Source organism: Barnesiella sp. B2-R-119, assembly GCF_023656675.1.
GTDB lineage: Bacteria > Bacteroidota > Bacteroidia > Bacteroidales > Barnesiellaceae > Barnesiella > Barnesiella intestinihominis.
The window spans coordinates 619,060-635,635 of sequence record NZ_JAMOKL010000002.1 but is presented as its reverse complement, the minus strand read 5'-3'; the positions used below and the strand labels follow the sequence as shown (position 1 = coordinate 635,635).

The following is a 16,576-nucleotide window of genomic DNA, read 5'->3' as shown; positions in this document are numbered from 1 at the left end:
GGAATGTAAATAGTAAAGCCTCGTCTCACGACGGGGCTTTACTACTTGAAATATATCAAAAACAAGAAAGAGGATAATGTTTATTACAGGAATAAACAAAGGATAATATAATACCAATGAAACACACAAAAAACAAGAATATTATCGTATAAATTAACTCTTCCAGACCGGAGATTTTGGCTCGACGGAAGCGACGCTTCGCTTCTTTTTCCCTAAGGAGAGCCGTTTCTTTCCCGGTTTCGATAATAAAACACACTTGTATTGCAAAAAGTTTTTATCCGGAGCGATTTTAGTATATTTTAATAATTCGATATTTCTTCTACGGGAGGAGGCATAGGGGGATCGGTATCATCGTCTATCCAAATGGCCAATGTGAGCCAATATAATAGTAGTGCGATAGCTATGCCTACACCTATCGCAGTCCAGATTTTTTGTCGTTTTTTCTCCATACTATATTAGTTATTCGAAAGAATAACATCGGTCGGGAGATAAAAGTTCTTTTCAAAAGGGTATATCGTTATTGGACGAACCGGGGGGATTCAGGAAATCGGGGTTCCCAGACAGTGGTGCTGCCGATGGTGTGCTCGTGTCGGGAGTATTGAACTTCGAGGTTACCGGTGCACTGAAATCGGTCAGTCGGGTGTCTTCGTCGTAATTTTGGAATCGAGCCAGATAAGAGACGAATTTCATATTCACGGTATCGGTCGCACCGCTACGGTGTTTGGCTATGATAAATTCTGCCAAGCCTTCGATGCTGTTTCCATTGGCATCTTCCTTAGACCGAGTATAATATTCGGGACGGTGTATAAAGCAAACCATATCGGCATCTTGCTCGATAGCTCCCGATTCACGCAAGTCGGAAAGTTGCGGGCGTTTCCCTTCTTTACCGTCTTTGTCGTTACCCCGGGATTCCACACTACGATTTAACTGGGACAGGGCGATGATAGGTATTTGAAGCTCTTTTGCCAATTGTTTGAGCGAACGGGATATGGTGCTGACTTCTTGTTCTCGGCTCCCGAAGGACATACCGCTGGCGTTCATCAGTTGCAAGTAGTCTATGATGATGATTTTGATTCCGTGCTCGCGAACCAATCGGCGGGCTTTTGTCCTAAGTTCAAAAACGGAAAGGCTGGGGGTATCGTCTATATATATAGGAGCGTTCCTCAGTATTTCGATACGAGACATGAGGCGTTCCCATTCGAACGGGGCTAACTGTCCGCTTTTGATTTTATCGCCGGGGATTTCGCATGTGTTGATGATGAGACGATTGACAAGCTGGACATTGGACATTTCGAGCGAGAAGATAGCCACCGGCGTGTTATAGCTGACAGCCATGTTCTTTGCCATAGAAAGGACGAATGCCGTTTTTCCCATAGCGGGACGGGCAGCGATAATGATGAGGTCGGAATTTTGCCAACCAGAAGTAATTTTGTCGATGTTGTGAAACCCGGTTTGCAGTCCGCTCAATCCGTCGCTTCGATTGGCTGCTATTTGAATTTGTCTGATAGCTTCGCTCAGTACCGGGTCTATTTGAGTAACGTCTTTTTTCAGGTTACGTTGGGAAATTTCAAAGAGTTTCCCCTCGGCTTCCTGCATAAGGTCATCTACGTCGTTGGTCTCGTCAAAGGCCTTGTTGAGTATTTCGCTGGAAAATTCGATCAATTCCCGAGCCAAATATTTTTGGGCTACGATGCGGGCATGGTATTCGATGTGCGCCGCCGATGCCACACGTCCGGTGAGTTCGGAAATACGGAGGGCTCCGCCGACTTCATCGAGCTTTCCGTCGAGTCGCAGTTGCTCGGTGACGGTGAGCATGTCGATGGGGCGTTGTTGTGCACCCAGCCGGGATATTGCACTATAAATAAGCTGGTTGGTCGGCTCATAGAAACACTCTGGCTTTAAGATGTCGCATACGGTGGTATAGGCATCTTTTTCGAGCATGAGAGCCCCCAACACGGCTTCTTCGAGCTCTTTGTCCTGAGGTTGTAGCTTGCCTTGTTCCGAAACTTTCGGAGCGTAGGCTTTTTTCTGGTGAGTGTAATTTCTTCGAGTTTCCATGCGGCAATTCTTTCCCGCTACAAAAGTAGTCAATCTTTCTGCTATCGGGAAATTTGGTGAGCGAATCTTATAATGAACTTTTCAACAAGCAGATATTTCCGATTAATTACAGGGCCGGTGTCGTATCGGGGTATTTCGCCATCTGCTTTTCACAATATTTTTGGAATAGCTCCCAATCGTAATAAGGTGCATATTCCGAATCGATGGGTAGTTTTATTTCTTGTTCATTGAACAATACTTTCACGAGTATTTTCCCATCGGTATTTTTATAAAGTATCCATTGGATATTCGTCGCCATAGGATTGTATTTGAAGTCTTGCCAAACCTCGGCTACTTTTTCGGGATCGGCTTCTGCAACGGCTGCATTCTCAATGCCTAACAGGGCGAGTAAAGGAATTGTATTTTCACCGTGTGCAAAACGTAAATTGGCTTCGACACCGTTTCCGTCGATCGCTGCTTGCGATGTAGCCAACATGTCTTTTAACAGAGGTTTCGCAATGGCGACAGGAAGTCCTTTCCCGGGAATGGAGTTTGTTTTACGCAGGTATTGCGATAGATTGTTTACGCTCCACAAATCGAATTTTTCTTCTTCTGTGAACCACGGATATAGGGATATGTCGTAGTCGGTATTCGGCAATATGATGGTTAACGCGTATAGGTGGGTCATGAATGTAATAGGATCGGGTATGATTTGTTCCCACCCTTTCTTGAATATACGGTCGATAAGCCTTGTGGGTGTATGCTTTTCCTGATAGGCTCGGAGTATCTTTTTCCATGAGCCTTTCGAGAGATATTGTTGGTATTCTTTTCCTTTGAAGAATCGCAGGGTATTGTCATATCCATTGCTGGGATCCATAGAAAACTCCGCAGTGGGGGTATAGCCTTTCATTTCTGCGACGAATGCCGCCATACTAGCCATGGAGCGTGGAACCGTGGTCGATTGTGCCACAAGGGTCACTTTGCCGTCCTGAGGTGTAAACGCCGGACGAAAGCGGTGATACATGCGACGAGCCATATCCCGGTGTTGTCGGGCTCCGAGCGGAGTGAGGTCTCCCCAGCGATGATTCATTAAATGGTAGATAGTGTCAATTTGATTACGCAGCAGTTTGCCTTCCCGGGTTAAAAGGTTCAAAGAATCGGCTTTATTCATTAGTTTGTACAGGTTCGGAACCATGCTTTTTGAATCGTGGGTGCGTGAACCGTGTCGAGCTATATGATCGATGTGAAACGGTATGAAATCCTTTGGAGCCGGGGTGTCTGTGGTGTCGTTGCAATAATAAACAGATGCCGTACTACCGAAAAATTGTGGATTTTGATGTAGAAAATCTTTTATAGAATTTTGCCCGAAAGAGATTGCAGATAGGCATAAAAGGATAGTACCGGCGGTGAGGGTTCTTTTTTTCATTTGTTTCTGTTTTTCTATTATGTCGGTAAAATTATAATAAATTTTCTCTTCGATGAAATTTTTATTCTTTTTTAGAGTGGAGTTGCCTATGTGACTGAGAATGGTTATTTTCGCAAAGATTCTCGAAAAACAAAGATATAGATGATTAGATTTCCCAATGCAAAAATCAATTTGGGGTTGCGTATCGTGGCCCGTCGTCCCGATGGTTATCACAATATAGAGACAGTATTTTATCCCATTCAGTTGCAAGATGCTTTGGAGATTGTTCCAACGTCGCAACAGGAGACGGAGTTGTCTTTGTCGGGAATTGTCATAGACGGCGATCCCCAGAATAATTTGGTGATGAAAGCGTGGCGAAGATTGAGCCATCGTTTTTCGTTACCCCCGATATCTATTTATCTCCATAAAGCCATACCCTTTGGTGCTGGGTTAGGAGGTGGTTCTTCCGATGCCGCTTTTTTGTTAGCGATGGTGAGAGATTATTTTCGTTTGCCGTTGAGCGATGACGAGCTTGACAAGGAAGCTGCTTCTCTGGGAGCCGATTGCCCATTTTTCTTGCATAATAAACCTTTATTAGCCAAAGGAATAGGCGATGAGTTCGAGCCGATCGAATTGTCGTTGAAGTCCTATCGAATCGTATTGGTAAAGCCTTCTGTCTCCGTGCCTACGTCGGTGGCTTATTCGTTGGTTACTCCGGTATTGCCGGAAGAGTCGGTGAGGGATACCGTTTCCCGTCCGGTCGAGGAGTGGAGAGGTAGATTGATCAATGACTTTGAAGAAAGTGTGTTTGCCCGATTTCCGGAAATAGGAGAGATAAAGGATCGTTTATATGAACAGGGAGCTGTATATGCATCTATGTCCGGTTCGGGTTCTTCGGTATTTGCCCTATTCGATAAAGAAGTCGATCTTGCCGATTGTTATCCGGGGTGTTTTGTTTGGACTGGAATTTGTGAAGTATAGCGTATAAAATCGTTTTTGAAAAAGAGAATGATCGAAGATTGTTACATGACCGGTATTATAGATAAGATAAATTCTTTATATCCGATTTCCGATGATACGATACGGACATTGAAAGAGAGCATGACTTTGTGCTGTTTTCCCAAGAAGTATCAGTTGATAAGGGCGGGCATGTATTGTAAATCGGCTTATTTTATAGGGAAGGGAATGACTCGCTCGTTTTGGTTGGTGAACGGAGAAGAGATAACGACTTCTTTTTCGTGTGAGGGCGGAATCGTGTTCAGTATGGACGAACTCTATTATAACAAGATGAGCGAAGAATTTGTGGAGACCCTTGAAGATGTAGTCGTTTATAGAATATCTCTGGATAAATTGCGTCGGCTGTTCGAAACGAATATCGAACTGGCTAATTGGGGACGGATTATCCATCAAGACGAGTATCGGCGTTTGCATCGCTCGCATAAGGAACGTTTGACTTTATCGGCAAAAGAACGGTATGAGGAGTTCAGACAGCAATTCCCTCAGGTGAACCAGCGAGCTCAACTTGGGTATATCGCATCGTATTTGGGTATAACACTCTCGACGCTCAGTCGTCTTAGGGGAGCCCGAAAATGACCTTTCGGAGGATTTTTTGACATAGGACAAATTTTAAATTATATAAGTCCTGTAATTTTGTCGTAATATTAATCATCACTAAAATCAAAAATCTAAATTACCAATTCATTATGCAACAAATTTCTTCTGCTGCGTTTTCAGATACCAAACCTCATTATGAGTTGCTTGACGGATTACGTGGTGTAGCCGCGCTTTTGGTCGTGTGGTATCATGTCTTTGAAGGGTATGCTTTTGCCGGTGGTACTCTTATAGAAAGCATCAATCATGGATATTTGGCCGTGGATTTCTTTTTTATTTTATCGGGATTCGTTATCGGTTATGCCTATGACGATCGTTGGGGAAAGAGTCTAACGGTAAAAAATTTCTTTAAGCGGCGGTTGATTCGTCTTCACCCGATGGTTGTCATGGGTGCAGTTTTAGGTGTGATTACGTTTTGTATACAGGGTAGCGAACAGTGGGACGGGACTCATGTGGCTACGTCGATGGTGATGTGGGCTTTGCTTTTCGCGATGTTTTTCATTCCGGCCTATCCGGGTGCAGGTTATGAAGTTCGGGGTAATGGTGAAATGTTTCCTTTGAACGGTCCCAGTTGGTCATTATTTTTCGAGTATATCGGTAATATTTTGTATGCTTTGTTTATTCGTCGTTTGTCTACTAAGGCGTTAACTGTTTTTGTCGTATTACTGGGAATCTGTCTGGCTTGTTTCGCTATCTTCGATGTATCGGGGTATGGCATGATAGGGGTAGGCTGGACGCTCGATTCGGTGAATTTTGTGGGTGGACTGTTGCGAATGCTTTTCCCGTTTTCTTTGGGACTGTTGTTGTCTCGTAATTTCAAACCGGTGAAAGTGAGAGGGGCATTCTGGATATGCTCTTTCGTATTGTTGGTTTTGTTTTGTGTTCCTTATGTAGAAGGGGTCGAACCTATATGTATGAATGGTCTTTTTGAGGCATTTTGTATAGTCGTGGTATTTCCTGTTCTCATTATATTGGGTGCGTCGGGAAACACGACCGATAAAACATCTACGCGGATATGTAAATTTTTGGGAGATATTTCTTTCCCGCTTTATATCACGCATTACCCGTTTATGTATTTGTTCTATTCTTGGTTGATTGAGAACCAGTATTTTACATTCGGGGAAACGTGGCAAGTAGCCTTGTGTGTTTATGTATGGAATATATTGGTAGCCTATCTTTGTTTGAAACTTTATGACGAGCCGGTGAGACGGTGGTTGAGCAAGAAATTTTTGAAAAAACGCTAGGGATAACCCCGTTAATGGGGTTTATTTGATAGATAGTAAAATTTCCATGCTTAAATTAGTTTTATGAAAATGATAGATTGTAGAAAGTCGTTGATGGTATGCATCGGTTTGTTGATGTGTGGAACCTTTTCGGCACAGGAATCGGAGTTCGATTTGGCATTGCAGAGATCGGAAGCACAAGACGTTTTTGCTGTGCCGGGTAAAAAATTGGATCATAAAGGGATAATTATTAACCCTACTCCTCATAAATTGGTTCTCGACCCAACCGGGAGGCTCGATATTTCGGGTGGAGTGTGTCTAAAAGATAAGCATGGAAAATTTTCCGAGGATTTGGATTTTGTCACTTTTAACAAGAAGGGGGTAAAACTCTCCGTCGATTTTGGTTCGAAGGCTTCGGCTAAGTATGGGGTAAAACCTGTTTCGGGTGCATATCGCATGAATATCGGAAAGAATGGTATATCGATCGTCGGTTATGACGAGCGGGGAGCTTTTTACGGTTTGCAGACCCTTCGCCAGTTAGTCGAGAGTCCTGCGACTGTAACGGGCGAATTACCATATGTGGAAATCGACGATTACCCCGATTTGAAATACCGGGGAGTAGTAGAAGGATTTTATGGAACGCCGTGGTCTCATGAGGTGAGAATGTCTTTGATAGATTTCTATGGAAAGTTCAAGATGAATAGTTATTTGTACGGTCCGAAAGACGATCCGTACCACAGTTGTCCGAATTGGAGGCTTCCATATCCCGAAAAAGAGGCCGGAAATATCAAAGAATTGATAGAGGCTTGTAAACGTAATCGGGTCGATTTTGTCTGGGCGATACACCCGGGACAAGATATTAAATGGAACGAGGAGGATTATCAAAACCTCGTTAATAAGTTTAATTTGATGTATGACCTCGGTGTACGGGCTTTCGCCCTCTTTTTCGACGATATATCGGGCGAAGGGACAAATCCGGTGAGACAGACGGAGCTTTTGAATAGATTGACTAAGGATTTTGTGAAGTCCAAAGGCGATGTAGCATATTTAACGGTTTGTCCGACCGATTATTCCAAACTTTGGGCAAACCCCACACCGCAAGGAAGTCTTGCTATTTATGGAGAAACTCTTGATCCGTCGATAGAAGTGTTTTGGACAGGAGACGTAGTATGCAGCGACTTAACACCGGAGACTTTGGATTGGGTTAATTCCAGAATTAAGCGGCCGGCATATTTTTGGTGGAATTATCCGGTTACCGACTATGTGCGCAATATTATTTTGCAAGGACCTGTTTATGGCTTGAATACTTCGTTGGATTCTAATGATCTTTGCGGAATAGCAAGTAATCCGATGGAACATGGAGAGGCTTCGAAATTGGCTTTATACGGGGTTGCCGATTATACATGGAATATAGCGGCTTATAATCCTATCGATAATTGGGAGAGAGGACTCGGCGAATTGATGCCGAAAGCAAGGGAGGCCTACCGGACATTCGCTATTCATTCTTGCGATACGGAGACCGGTTATCGCCGCGATGAATCGTGGGAAACCAAGACTTTCAGAATCGGTGATTGGAATGAAACGGAGGCTCAGGCTCTTTGGGCAGAATTCGATAAGGTAGAGAAAGCTCCTGCCGAAATAGAAAAAGGTTGCACTAATAAAGGTCTGATGAGTGAGTTGACTCCGTGGCTCCAAGAATTCGGGAAGTTGGGTACGAGAGGAAAACGGGCTTTGGAACTTGCCCGTGTTTATCGTGATGGTAAAGATGATGCCGATTTTTGGAATAAGTATATTCGGAACTTGATGAGTAAGAAGGATCGAGAAGATTATGAGGCTCATAAAAGCGGGACCATGAAACTGCAACCATTTTATGAAAATGCTATGGACGATATGGCATACGGCTTTTTAACTCGGTTGTCGGGCGAGACTCCTATCTGTTATAGGGGTATAGGTTCGTTCCATAATGCGAAAACCACGTTGAGCAAGTTAATGTTTGATCACGATACTACGACTTATTATACATCGGGAATCGCTCAAAAAGCCGGCGATTGGATTGGGGTTGATTTGGGAAGTGTCAAAGATGTGACCGAAGTTTCTATTTTGCAGGGGCGTAATTCTGTGGACGATGTCGATTATTTCGACCATGCCGTAGTGGAATATTCGATTGATGGTAAAGCATGGACTCCGTTGACGGAAGAGTTGAATAAACAGTATATCGTTCGTTGGAACGGGGAGCCTGTAAAGGCCAGATATGTTCGATTGAAAAGACTCGAATCTACTCGCACGAATTACGCATCGGTTCGTTCATTCGAAGTGAATCCTCCCAGAGTGGAACATTTGGGTTTCAGCTTAAAGTCCGACGATGTACAGCAAGCTCTTTATGCGTTTGATCAGCAAATAGGCACAAGTTATCGAAATAATGGAACTTTTTCTTTCGGGGTCGCTCCTCGGACCGAGGGATATACTTTGTTGGTGAATGAATTGCCGGAGGCGGGGAATGGAGCTCCTGTCGTGCATTTGAGACAGTTTAGGCCCGATGGTTCGTTGGCGGTTGAGTCGGTTATCGATTCGTCGTTTTTTAAGGTCGAGTTGGCCGAGGGAGTTTCCGAAGTACAAATAGAAGGGCCAGTGGAGATATTCGAGATAGTGCCGAAGTTTGATTAGTGTCGGATTTTTACGTTTAAAGAACAATTATTATTTTTGAACAGGATATAAAAAGAGCAGGGCAAACCTGCTCTTTTTCTTTTGGAGAAAGGGAATTGCTTTTTTGCAGGTAATGGATAGAAATGAAAACATTGGGAAGGTGGCAGTGCACTCTGACAAAAGTGCAGTTTGGGCTTGTTTGGCAGTGTTTTTGATACTATAATGGTGCTCATTGGTAATGATGATATGAGCGTGATGAAAATGAAAATGTAACAAAAGAAAAATTATAAATATGGCCGAAAAGAAAGAATGCGAAAAATCGCAAAATATTGTAGATGAGGCTTCTGAAAAGGAGAAGAAAGAGTCGTTGAACCAAGAACCCGAAGTTTCGGAAGAAACAGGTTCCGAGGAGGGCGGTGAAGAAGTCGAGGCTGATGAGGCTGCCAGATTGTCAGCCGAATTGGAAACTTTGAAGGCGACTATCGAGAAAATGCAGAAGGATTATTTGCTATTGATGGCCGAGTTCGATAATTTCAGGAAACGGACGTTGCGTGAGAAATCGGAGTTGATCAAGAATGGCGGTGAGAATTGCATGAAAGCTATTCTGCCGGTTATCGACGATTTTGAACGCGGATTGGCAGCTGTGGAAGAAAGTAATGATTTAGCGGCTGTGAAAGAGGGAATGAGCTTGATATATAATAAATTCAAAAGCTATCTAGAACAAAACGGCGTAAAGGAGATTCCTACGGAGGGAGCGGATTTCGATACAGAATATCACGAGGCTGTGACGATGTTCCCGGCTTCGGATCCGGCTCAAAAAGGTAAAGTGATAGATACCGTGCAAAAGGGATATACGCTCAATGACAAAGTTATTCGCTTTGCCAAAGTCGTGGTAGGGGAATAAATTATAGGACAGGGAGCAATGGAAAAAAGAGATTATTATGAAGTGCTGGGTGTCGCTAAAAATGCGACGGCCGAGGAGATAAAAAAGGCATACCGTAAAAAAGCTATCCAATATCACCCGGATAAGAACCCCGGAAACAAAGAGGCTGAGGAAAAGTTTAAAGAGGCAGCCGAAGCGTATGAAGTATTGAGTGATGCGGATAAGCGGGCTCGTTACGACCAGTTCGGGCATCAAGGGTTAGGTGGTGCTGCCGGTGGCGGTTTCAGTGGCGGCGGTATGTCTATGGAGGATATTTTCTCGCATTTCGGCGATATTTTCGGTGGTGGATTCGGCGGATTCGAAGGCTTCGGGGGCGGCTCACGAGGGGGACGTCGTCATGTCAATAAAGGTTCGGATTTACGAGTAAAGGTGAAACTGACATTGAAAGAGATCGCTACCGGTGTCGAGAAAAAAATAAAGGTTCCTAAGTATGTGAGCTGTTCTCATTGTAACGGTACGGGTGCAGAGAACGGTACGGCTTATACGACGTGTTCGAAATGTAACGGGTCGGGAGTAGTGACACGGGTACAACAGACTTTTCTCGGAGCTATGCAATCGACGACTACGTGTCCCGACTGCGGTGGAGAGGGCCGTATTATTACGAAGAAGTGTCCGCATTGTGCTGGGGAAGGTATCGTACGTGAAGAAGAGGTAATCACGTTGAATATTCCGGCCGGGGTATCCGAAGGTATGCAACTCTCTATGGCGGGCAAAGGGAATGCTGCTCGTCATGGCGGTGTAAATGGTGATTTGTTGATTTTAATCGAAGAGGAACCGCATCCCGATTTACTGCGCGACGAGAACGATTTGATATATAATTTGCTGCTCGATTTGCCGACTGCCGTATTGGGCGGTTCTATCGAAGTTCCTACTCTTGATGGTAAGGCTCGTATAAAAGTGGATCCCGGTACTCAACCCGGAAAAATATTCCGGCTTAGGGGAAAAGGATTGCCTTCGGTTAATCGTTATGGAGTAGGTGACTTGATTGTAAATGTATCGGTTTACATTCCAGAAAACCTCAATGCCAGCGAAAAGAAGCATTTCGAGGATTTGAAAACTGCACCCAATATACAGCCTACACTCACAGCTAAACAGCGAATATTCAGTAAATTGCGTCATATGTTTGAGTGAAAACGACGATGATATAAAATGAAAGCACCGTATATCAATAATATACGGTGCTTTCATTTTATATTGGGGAATAGTTCTTTACATTCCTTGTATAACGTAATAGGTGTAGATTAAAAAAATGATTCCTACCGATAACCCGATGAATGACCATCGGGTGAATAATTTGTCTTTGCCTATAATTCCATAACATAATCCGATTATGGAGCATAGGGTAATGCCTATCGGAAAAATGAAAAACCCTATTGTGATGAATCCTATGAGCATGATAATGCCCATTATGATTAGTATTTTACTCCTCGTTATTTCCATTTTTGTAAAATTTGAATGTTTCCTCTGTGATTTCGTAATCTAAGTTGAGGAGTATGGAGTCTTTTTCGCGGGGAGAGAGCGTAGAATCTTCTTCCCAGCCATACTCCTTAGCCAATTCTCGAATAGCTTTTATTTTTTCTTGATCTGAATTGAATACCCGTTTCTTCTTGTGTAACTTAGCTTCTACATATTTCCGGAGGGTTTCTTGTGCTCTGAATTGTTCGCCTCGGGTATAGTCGAATGACTTTAAGCTATCGATGTCTTGCAGTTCGTCATATAGCGTTAATGTCCAAAATAGGTTTTTGTCGGGCAATCGGGTGATGATACAGGGAATGATTTTTTTCCCCATGTTTAGTAATTGCGGAAATTGTTCCAATTTTTTCGCATCATTCGTGTTGCTGCTGAGGCGGGTTATCGGGTTGGTGTTGTGATTGTTTACCCATGCGTTGAAAAGACTGTCGAATTTTTCTAAGTCATCTCCTGTTAAAATCGTATCGGTATCACAGTCAGCAACGATAATTTCGGTAGATCCGTTAGCCCCGCCGATAACAGAAGCGGATTTCCCGGAACAACCGATGGTTAAAAGATAAAGTAGAATGATGTATGTGAAAGGGCGTTTCATGTTTCTTATTTTTGAACCGCGGAATTGTAAATGATTCTTGCGATATCGGCGATAATTTGTGCATTGGTTTGGTCGCTCTCACGAGAGTCTTTGATGAAAATAGCGAGAAAGCATAATTTTCCGTTCGGGAGATAGATTACGCCGGTATCGTTGTCGCCGATTTTTGTTCCGTCGTCCAAACGGTCGGAGCTGCCTGTTTTGTGTCCTAAGGCAATATTATCGGGCAATCCGGCTTTTATTTTATCTTTTCCGGTAGAAGTTTCTATCAAAATATTTTTTAGAAATTCGGTATGTGTTTCATTCAGTATCGGTTCGTTGTAGAGTTTTTCCAATAGTTGAAGTGTAGACGAAGGTGTGCTCCAATTGTTATAGCAATTGGATATGCGAGAGTGCATGGTTTCTTCGGTTTCGGTGAGATTGTAGTTTGTGATACCTAATTTGTCGATTCGGTCTTTCACGATATCGATACCGCCGAGATAGTCTATGAGAATGTCGCAAGCGTTGTTGTCGCTTTGAGAAACGGCATAGCGCATGAGGTCGGCGTAAGAAAGATAAAAGTTTCTTTCGGGGTATAATTCTCTTAGCGGGCTATAAGTGTCTTTGTGTATTTGAGACGATTCGATGAAGCGTAAAGAGTCCGGAGCGATACATTCGTTTTCCATTTTTTGAAGAGCTGCTATGGCAACATGGAGTTTAAAAACACTCATTAGCGGATACCGATGTTCGTCGTTGAATGTAAATGATTGCCCATCGATCGAGAATGCAGCGCCGACCGTTGCATTTTTCCCTTGTATGGCTTGAAGAATTTTTTGTTCGATGGCTGTTTTTTCCAAGCTAATGGCAGCGATAGGGTGTAGCCCTATCCATGAAAACAGAAAACAGAATAGAATTATTTTGTTCTTGGGCATGATGTTTTGCTTGTTTTAAGTTGAGTAAAGATATAATAAATTTAATCATGTATTCCCGGCTTTGTTTAATTTAACAGGGGAGGGGTATCGGTGCGTGTTTATCGAAAAGTCTTGTTCGGGAGTATTTTTCATTCGGTGTTGAGGGGTGAGAGGTTGATAATGGAGATTTTATTGTATGAATAGATTTTTCTCTATTATAATATTAAATAAATATATTGTATTAAGAAAATTTTTGTGTGTTTATTTATCTGAATATAAATAAAATAAAGATTAATAAACGTGGTTTTATTTTTTTGTTTGTTCAAAAAAAATAGAAAAAAATTACGAATCTCACTAGGGATATAGTTCGATTTAGGGTTAATATTATTGATACGGTATGTAAAAATGTTTCGTGATATTTGCTTGTACGAGATATATGAGATATGAGAGAGGAATATATTAAATATAAATTTTATGTTAAATGTTAAATGAGTGAATCTAAAAGCATGAAAAAAAATCAGAAGTGTAAAATTGGGCTTTTGGCGTTTTCTTTGTCTTTTTTTGTTCCGTTTTTTGCTAATGCAATAGATCAAGGGGCAGGAAAGGTTACTGCAAATGTAACCCAGCCAAGCAAGCGTACTATTAAAGGCGTGGTTTCCGATGTCACGGGAGAACCGCTAATCGGTGTAAGTGTATTGGTGAAGGGAACTTCGATAGGAGCTTCTACTAATATAGACGGTGTTTACTCGGTAGAGGTCCCGAATAACAATGCCGTGCTCGAATTCAGTTATGTTGGGTATCAAAAGGCCACTTTGTCGTTGGCGAACGCTTCCTCATACGATGTCGTTATGAATGAGGAGACTCGGGTTTTGCAAGAAGTCGTGGTAACGGCGATGGGTATATCGAGGGAGTCCAAAACGCTTACCTATGCTACCCAGACTATCAAGAACGAGGAGGTGACCCGTATCAAGGATAATAACTTCATTAACTCGCTGCAAGGAAAGAGTGCTGGTCTTACTATCGTTCCCAATAATTCGGGAGCGGGCGGTGGAGCTTCTAAAATTGTGCTTCGCGGTTCCACTTCTATTCTCGGAACCAATCAGCCGTTGATCGTTGTCGACGGTGTACCTATGCAAGACGGTATGGGTACGCAGGCGACCGACGGTATGATTCTCGGTGGCGGACGTAGCGGCGATGACCTCTTGTCGACGATCAACCCCGAAGATATTGATAACATGACGATTTTGAAAGGCCCGAATGCCGCAGCTCTTTACGGTAGCGCAGCCAATAACGGTGTGATCGTTATCACGACCAAATCGGGGGCTTCGGGTTCTGTCAAGGTGAATGTGTCGAGCACCACGTCGATCGAGACGATAGCCATGTATCCTCGTACCCAACAGATCTACGGTATCAGTGGCGGAGACCAATGGTCGGCGTGGGGTCCTAAGATCGGTACACGTTCGGCCGACGAGGTGGCTTCTGCCCCGTATCTGATGAATTCTGCACGCAATGCCGTAAAAGACTTTTTCAACAAAGGCGTGACTACGACCAACGGCGTTACGTTGAGTGGCGGTACGGAAAACTTCCGAACTTATTTTTCTTATAATAATACCTATCAAACGGGATTGATACCGAACAATAAGTTTACCCGTAATAACGTGATGTTCAAGGAATCTTTCTCGTTGTTCGACAAGCGTATCAATATCAACACGAGCCTTAACTGGATACATCAGAAGACCGATAACGCTCCTGTCGTGGGTAAGGCATTGAGCGCTCTCTATGCTTTGTACCGTACTCCGGCCGATATCGATATGCGTTATTTCAAGCATAACTATAAACACCTCGGTACGGTGGCCGACAATATCGTGAGCGATCCGGAGAAAGGTAATCCCAAATTGATCGGACAACCGGTTCAGACATGGTACTGGTATGACCAGTATTTGAATAACCCCTATTGGGTGGCCAACATGTATAACGATTATTTGAAGCGCGACCGTTTGTTGGCAAATATTACTTTGGATGCCAAGATTTGGCAAAATATTAAATATCAGACGCGTTTCAATGTCGATTATGTGACTCAGAATAATCTGAACGAGGAGTATGCCGGTATGAACCGGGTAGGCTTCGATTATGTAGGTGGTAAATATTACAATGGAGATTCTCGCTCGAGCGACATTTATAATGACCACATGCTCACTTGGAACGACCGTTTCAATGATAAAATCGATGTGAATGTGGCTGTGGGAACCAGCTTTTCACGTCATTACGATCGTAACACGAGCATCACTACGGCGATAGATACTTGCGGTGTGCCCAATGCTTTCGTTCCTCAGAATAATAAACACAGCCGTCCCAACAACCCTAACGGAAGTGCTACATCGGCTTCGGACAGTTGGAATAACAAGGATTGGAGCACGGCACTCTTCGCTACGGCTTCGGTCGGATTATTCGATAAAGTTTACCTCGACGGTAGTTATCGTTTGGAGTGGGCACAGTCGTTCCAACAGTTCACGCAAGGGAGCGGATATAAATCGTTCGATTACTATTCGGCCGGTGTGAATGTGCTCATCGACAAGTTTTTGCCTCGCCGGGATTGGCTCAATCAGTTGAAATGGCGCGGTAGTTGGTCGGTGGTAGGTAACCCCATTCCCAACACCTTGTTCGCCCGTCAGAGCTACGATTTCTCCAACGGTACGATCAGTACTCGTCCTCCTTTGTTCGACGATCCTCAACCGGAGACGACCACTTCGTTCGAGACCGGTTTGGACGTTTGGATGTTCGAAAACAAATTCAACTTCGACCTTACTTATTACAATTCGACGTTACGTAACCAGTTCTTGTATGTCACCACTGCCAATGGCGAATCGAAGCCGGTCAACACAGGTAAGATACGCAACTATGGTTTGGAATTCCAAGCATCTTATCGCTGGAACATCAATAAGGATTGGAGATGGCAGACTGGATTCAATATCGCATGGAATGACAACCGTATCCTCGAAACTTACAAAACCGAGAGCGGCGCTCCCTACGAAGTGCAAATGGGTCCCAACGCTTTCAAGATTAAATACGTAGAAGGCGGACGCTATGGCGATATTTATGTCAACTCTTTCGCCCGCGATGAAAACGGCCATATCAAAATCAATGATGCCGGTAATTACGAGAATGCCGTTCCCGTGATGGCTTCCGGTAAATACGAGACCAAAGTGGGCAATATGACTTCGCCTGTCACTCTCGGTTGGAACAATACATTTACTTGGAAAAACTTCACGCTCTATTTCTTGATAGACGGCCGTATCGGCGGTAAGGTGATGTCATTGACCGAGGCTGATCTCGACCTATACGGCCTTTCCGAACGTTCTGCACAAGACCGCTTGAACGGAGAACGGGTTATGCAAAACGGAAAGGAATATATTCTCAAACCTCTACCCGACGGATCGGGGAACAAAGTTTCGGTCGAGAACTACTATACGACCATCGGTGCTCTTCCCATGGAAGACCATGTATATAATGCCACCAGTTTGCGCATGCGTGACATCTCGTTGAGCTACGACATGCCCAATTTGTTCGGTAAGAATCAAGGTATGACCGCTCAGTTCTCGGTGAAGAATGCGTTCTTTATCTATAAAGATTCTCCCGTGGATCCCGACATCTCGGTATCGGCCGCCAACGGTTACTCCGGTATCGACTGTTATTCTTTGCCTACGACGCGTAGTTTTGCGTTGACATTGAAATTCAATTTCTAATGAAGAACGATTTAATATAAAT

The 16,576-nt window shown here is 43.6% G+C and carries 13 protein-coding genes; 7 read left to right on the top strand and 6 right to left on the bottom strand.

From position 1 onward, the window contains the following. Nucleotides 1-299: 299 nt before the first annotated feature. The 3 genes from NBH06_RS05920 to NBH06_RS05910 all read right to left on the bottom strand — a co-directional run bounded on the left by NBH06_RS05920 (nt 300) and on the right by NBH06_RS05910 (nt 3,463). Nucleotides 300-449 carry a hypothetical protein gene (locus NBH06_RS05920; RefSeq protein ID WP_195331743.1) on the bottom strand — a complete coding sequence of 50 codons (150 nt, stop codon included), beginning with the start codon at nt 447-449 and terminating at the stop codon, nt 300-302. A gap of 52 nt (nt 450-501) precedes the next feature. Continuing rightward, nucleotides 502-2,058, bottom strand: coding sequence for a replicative DNA helicase (gene dnaB, locus NBH06_RS05915; protein ID WP_250793285.1), 1,557 nt, complete (start codon nt 2,056-2,058; stop codon nt 502-504). 106 nt (nt 2,059-2,164) lie between these two features. Further along, nucleotides 2,165-3,463 carry a histidine-type phosphatase gene (locus tag NBH06_RS05910; protein ID WP_046411431.1) on the bottom strand — a complete coding sequence of 433 codons (1,299 nt, stop codon included), beginning with the start codon at nt 3,461-3,463 and terminating at the stop codon, nt 2,165-2,167. A gap of 141 nt (nt 3,464-3,604) precedes the next feature. Between NBH06_RS05910 and ispE the strand changes: the two genes are divergently transcribed. The 6 genes from ispE (at nt 3,605) to dnaJ (ending at nt 10,993) form a co-directional block, all read left to right on the top strand. After that, complete coding sequence (gene ispE, locus NBH06_RS05905; RefSeq protein ID WP_046411433.1) at nt 3,605-4,423, top strand: 4-(cytidine 5'-diphospho)-2-C-methyl-D-erythritol kinase; 819 nt, start codon at nt 3,605-3,607, stop codon at nt 4,421-4,423. 45 nt (nt 4,424-4,468) lie between these two features. Further along, on the top strand, nt 4,469-5,035 hold the full coding sequence (locus NBH06_RS05900) for a Crp/Fnr family transcriptional regulator (protein ID WP_046411465.1): 567 nt from the start codon (nt 4,469-4,471) through the stop codon (nt 5,033-5,035). 110 nt (nt 5,036-5,145) lie between these two features. Continuing rightward, nucleotides 5,146-6,297 (top strand): acyltransferase family protein, encoded by a 1,152-nt coding sequence (locus tag NBH06_RS05895; RefSeq protein WP_021892716.1) that lies wholly within the window; start codon nt 5,146-5,148, stop codon nt 6,295-6,297. A gap of 69 nt (nt 6,298-6,366) precedes the next feature. Then, nucleotides 6,367-8,940: a glycoside hydrolase family 84 protein gene (locus NBH06_RS05890; RefSeq protein WP_486831104.1), complete on the top strand. Its 2,574-nt coding sequence runs from the start codon at nt 6,367-6,369 to the stop codon at nt 8,938-8,940. Nucleotides 8,941-9,211: 271 nt separating this feature from the next. Then, nucleotides 9,212-9,823, top strand: a complete 612-nt coding sequence (locus tag NBH06_RS05885) for a nucleotide exchange factor GrpE (protein ID WP_046411438.1) — start codon at nt 9,212-9,214, stop codon at nt 9,821-9,823. An 18-nt stretch (nt 9,824-9,841) separates the two neighbouring features. Further along, nucleotides 9,842-10,993, top strand: coding sequence for a molecular chaperone DnaJ (gene dnaJ / locus NBH06_RS05880; protein ID WP_008861551.1), 1,152 nt, complete (start codon nt 9,842-9,844; stop codon nt 10,991-10,993). Between the two features lie 78 nt (nt 10,994-11,071). On the opposite strand, the gene NBH06_RS05875 is transcribed toward dnaJ, so the two are convergent. From NBH06_RS05875 to bla, 3 genes are read right to left on the bottom strand one after another with little or no spacing between them, the layout of a single operon-like run. Continuing rightward, a complete protein-coding gene (locus NBH06_RS05875) occupies nt 11,072-11,269 on the bottom strand; it encodes a hypothetical protein (protein WP_008861552.1) in 198 nt (65 codons plus the stop codon). A 13-nt stretch (nt 11,270-11,282) separates the two neighbouring features. Further along, complete coding sequence (locus tag NBH06_RS05870) at nt 11,283-11,924, bottom strand: hypothetical protein (RefSeq protein WP_046414651.1); 642 nt, start codon at nt 11,922-11,924, stop codon at nt 11,283-11,285. A gap of 5 nt (nt 11,925-11,929) precedes the next feature. Beyond that, nucleotides 11,930-12,832 carry a class A beta-lactamase gene (gene bla, locus NBH06_RS05865; RefSeq protein ID WP_250793283.1) on the bottom strand — a complete coding sequence of 301 codons (903 nt, stop codon included), beginning with the start codon at nt 12,830-12,832 and terminating at the stop codon, nt 11,930-11,932. A gap of 485 nt (nt 12,833-13,317) precedes the next feature. Here bla and NBH06_RS05860 point away from each other — a divergent pair, with 485 nt between their 5' ends. Further along, nucleotides 13,318-16,554, top strand: coding sequence for a SusC/RagA family TonB-linked outer membrane protein (locus NBH06_RS05860; protein ID WP_229090843.1), 3,237 nt, complete (start codon nt 13,318-13,320; stop codon nt 16,552-16,554). The last annotated feature ends 22 nt before the right edge of the window (nt 16,555-16,576 follow it).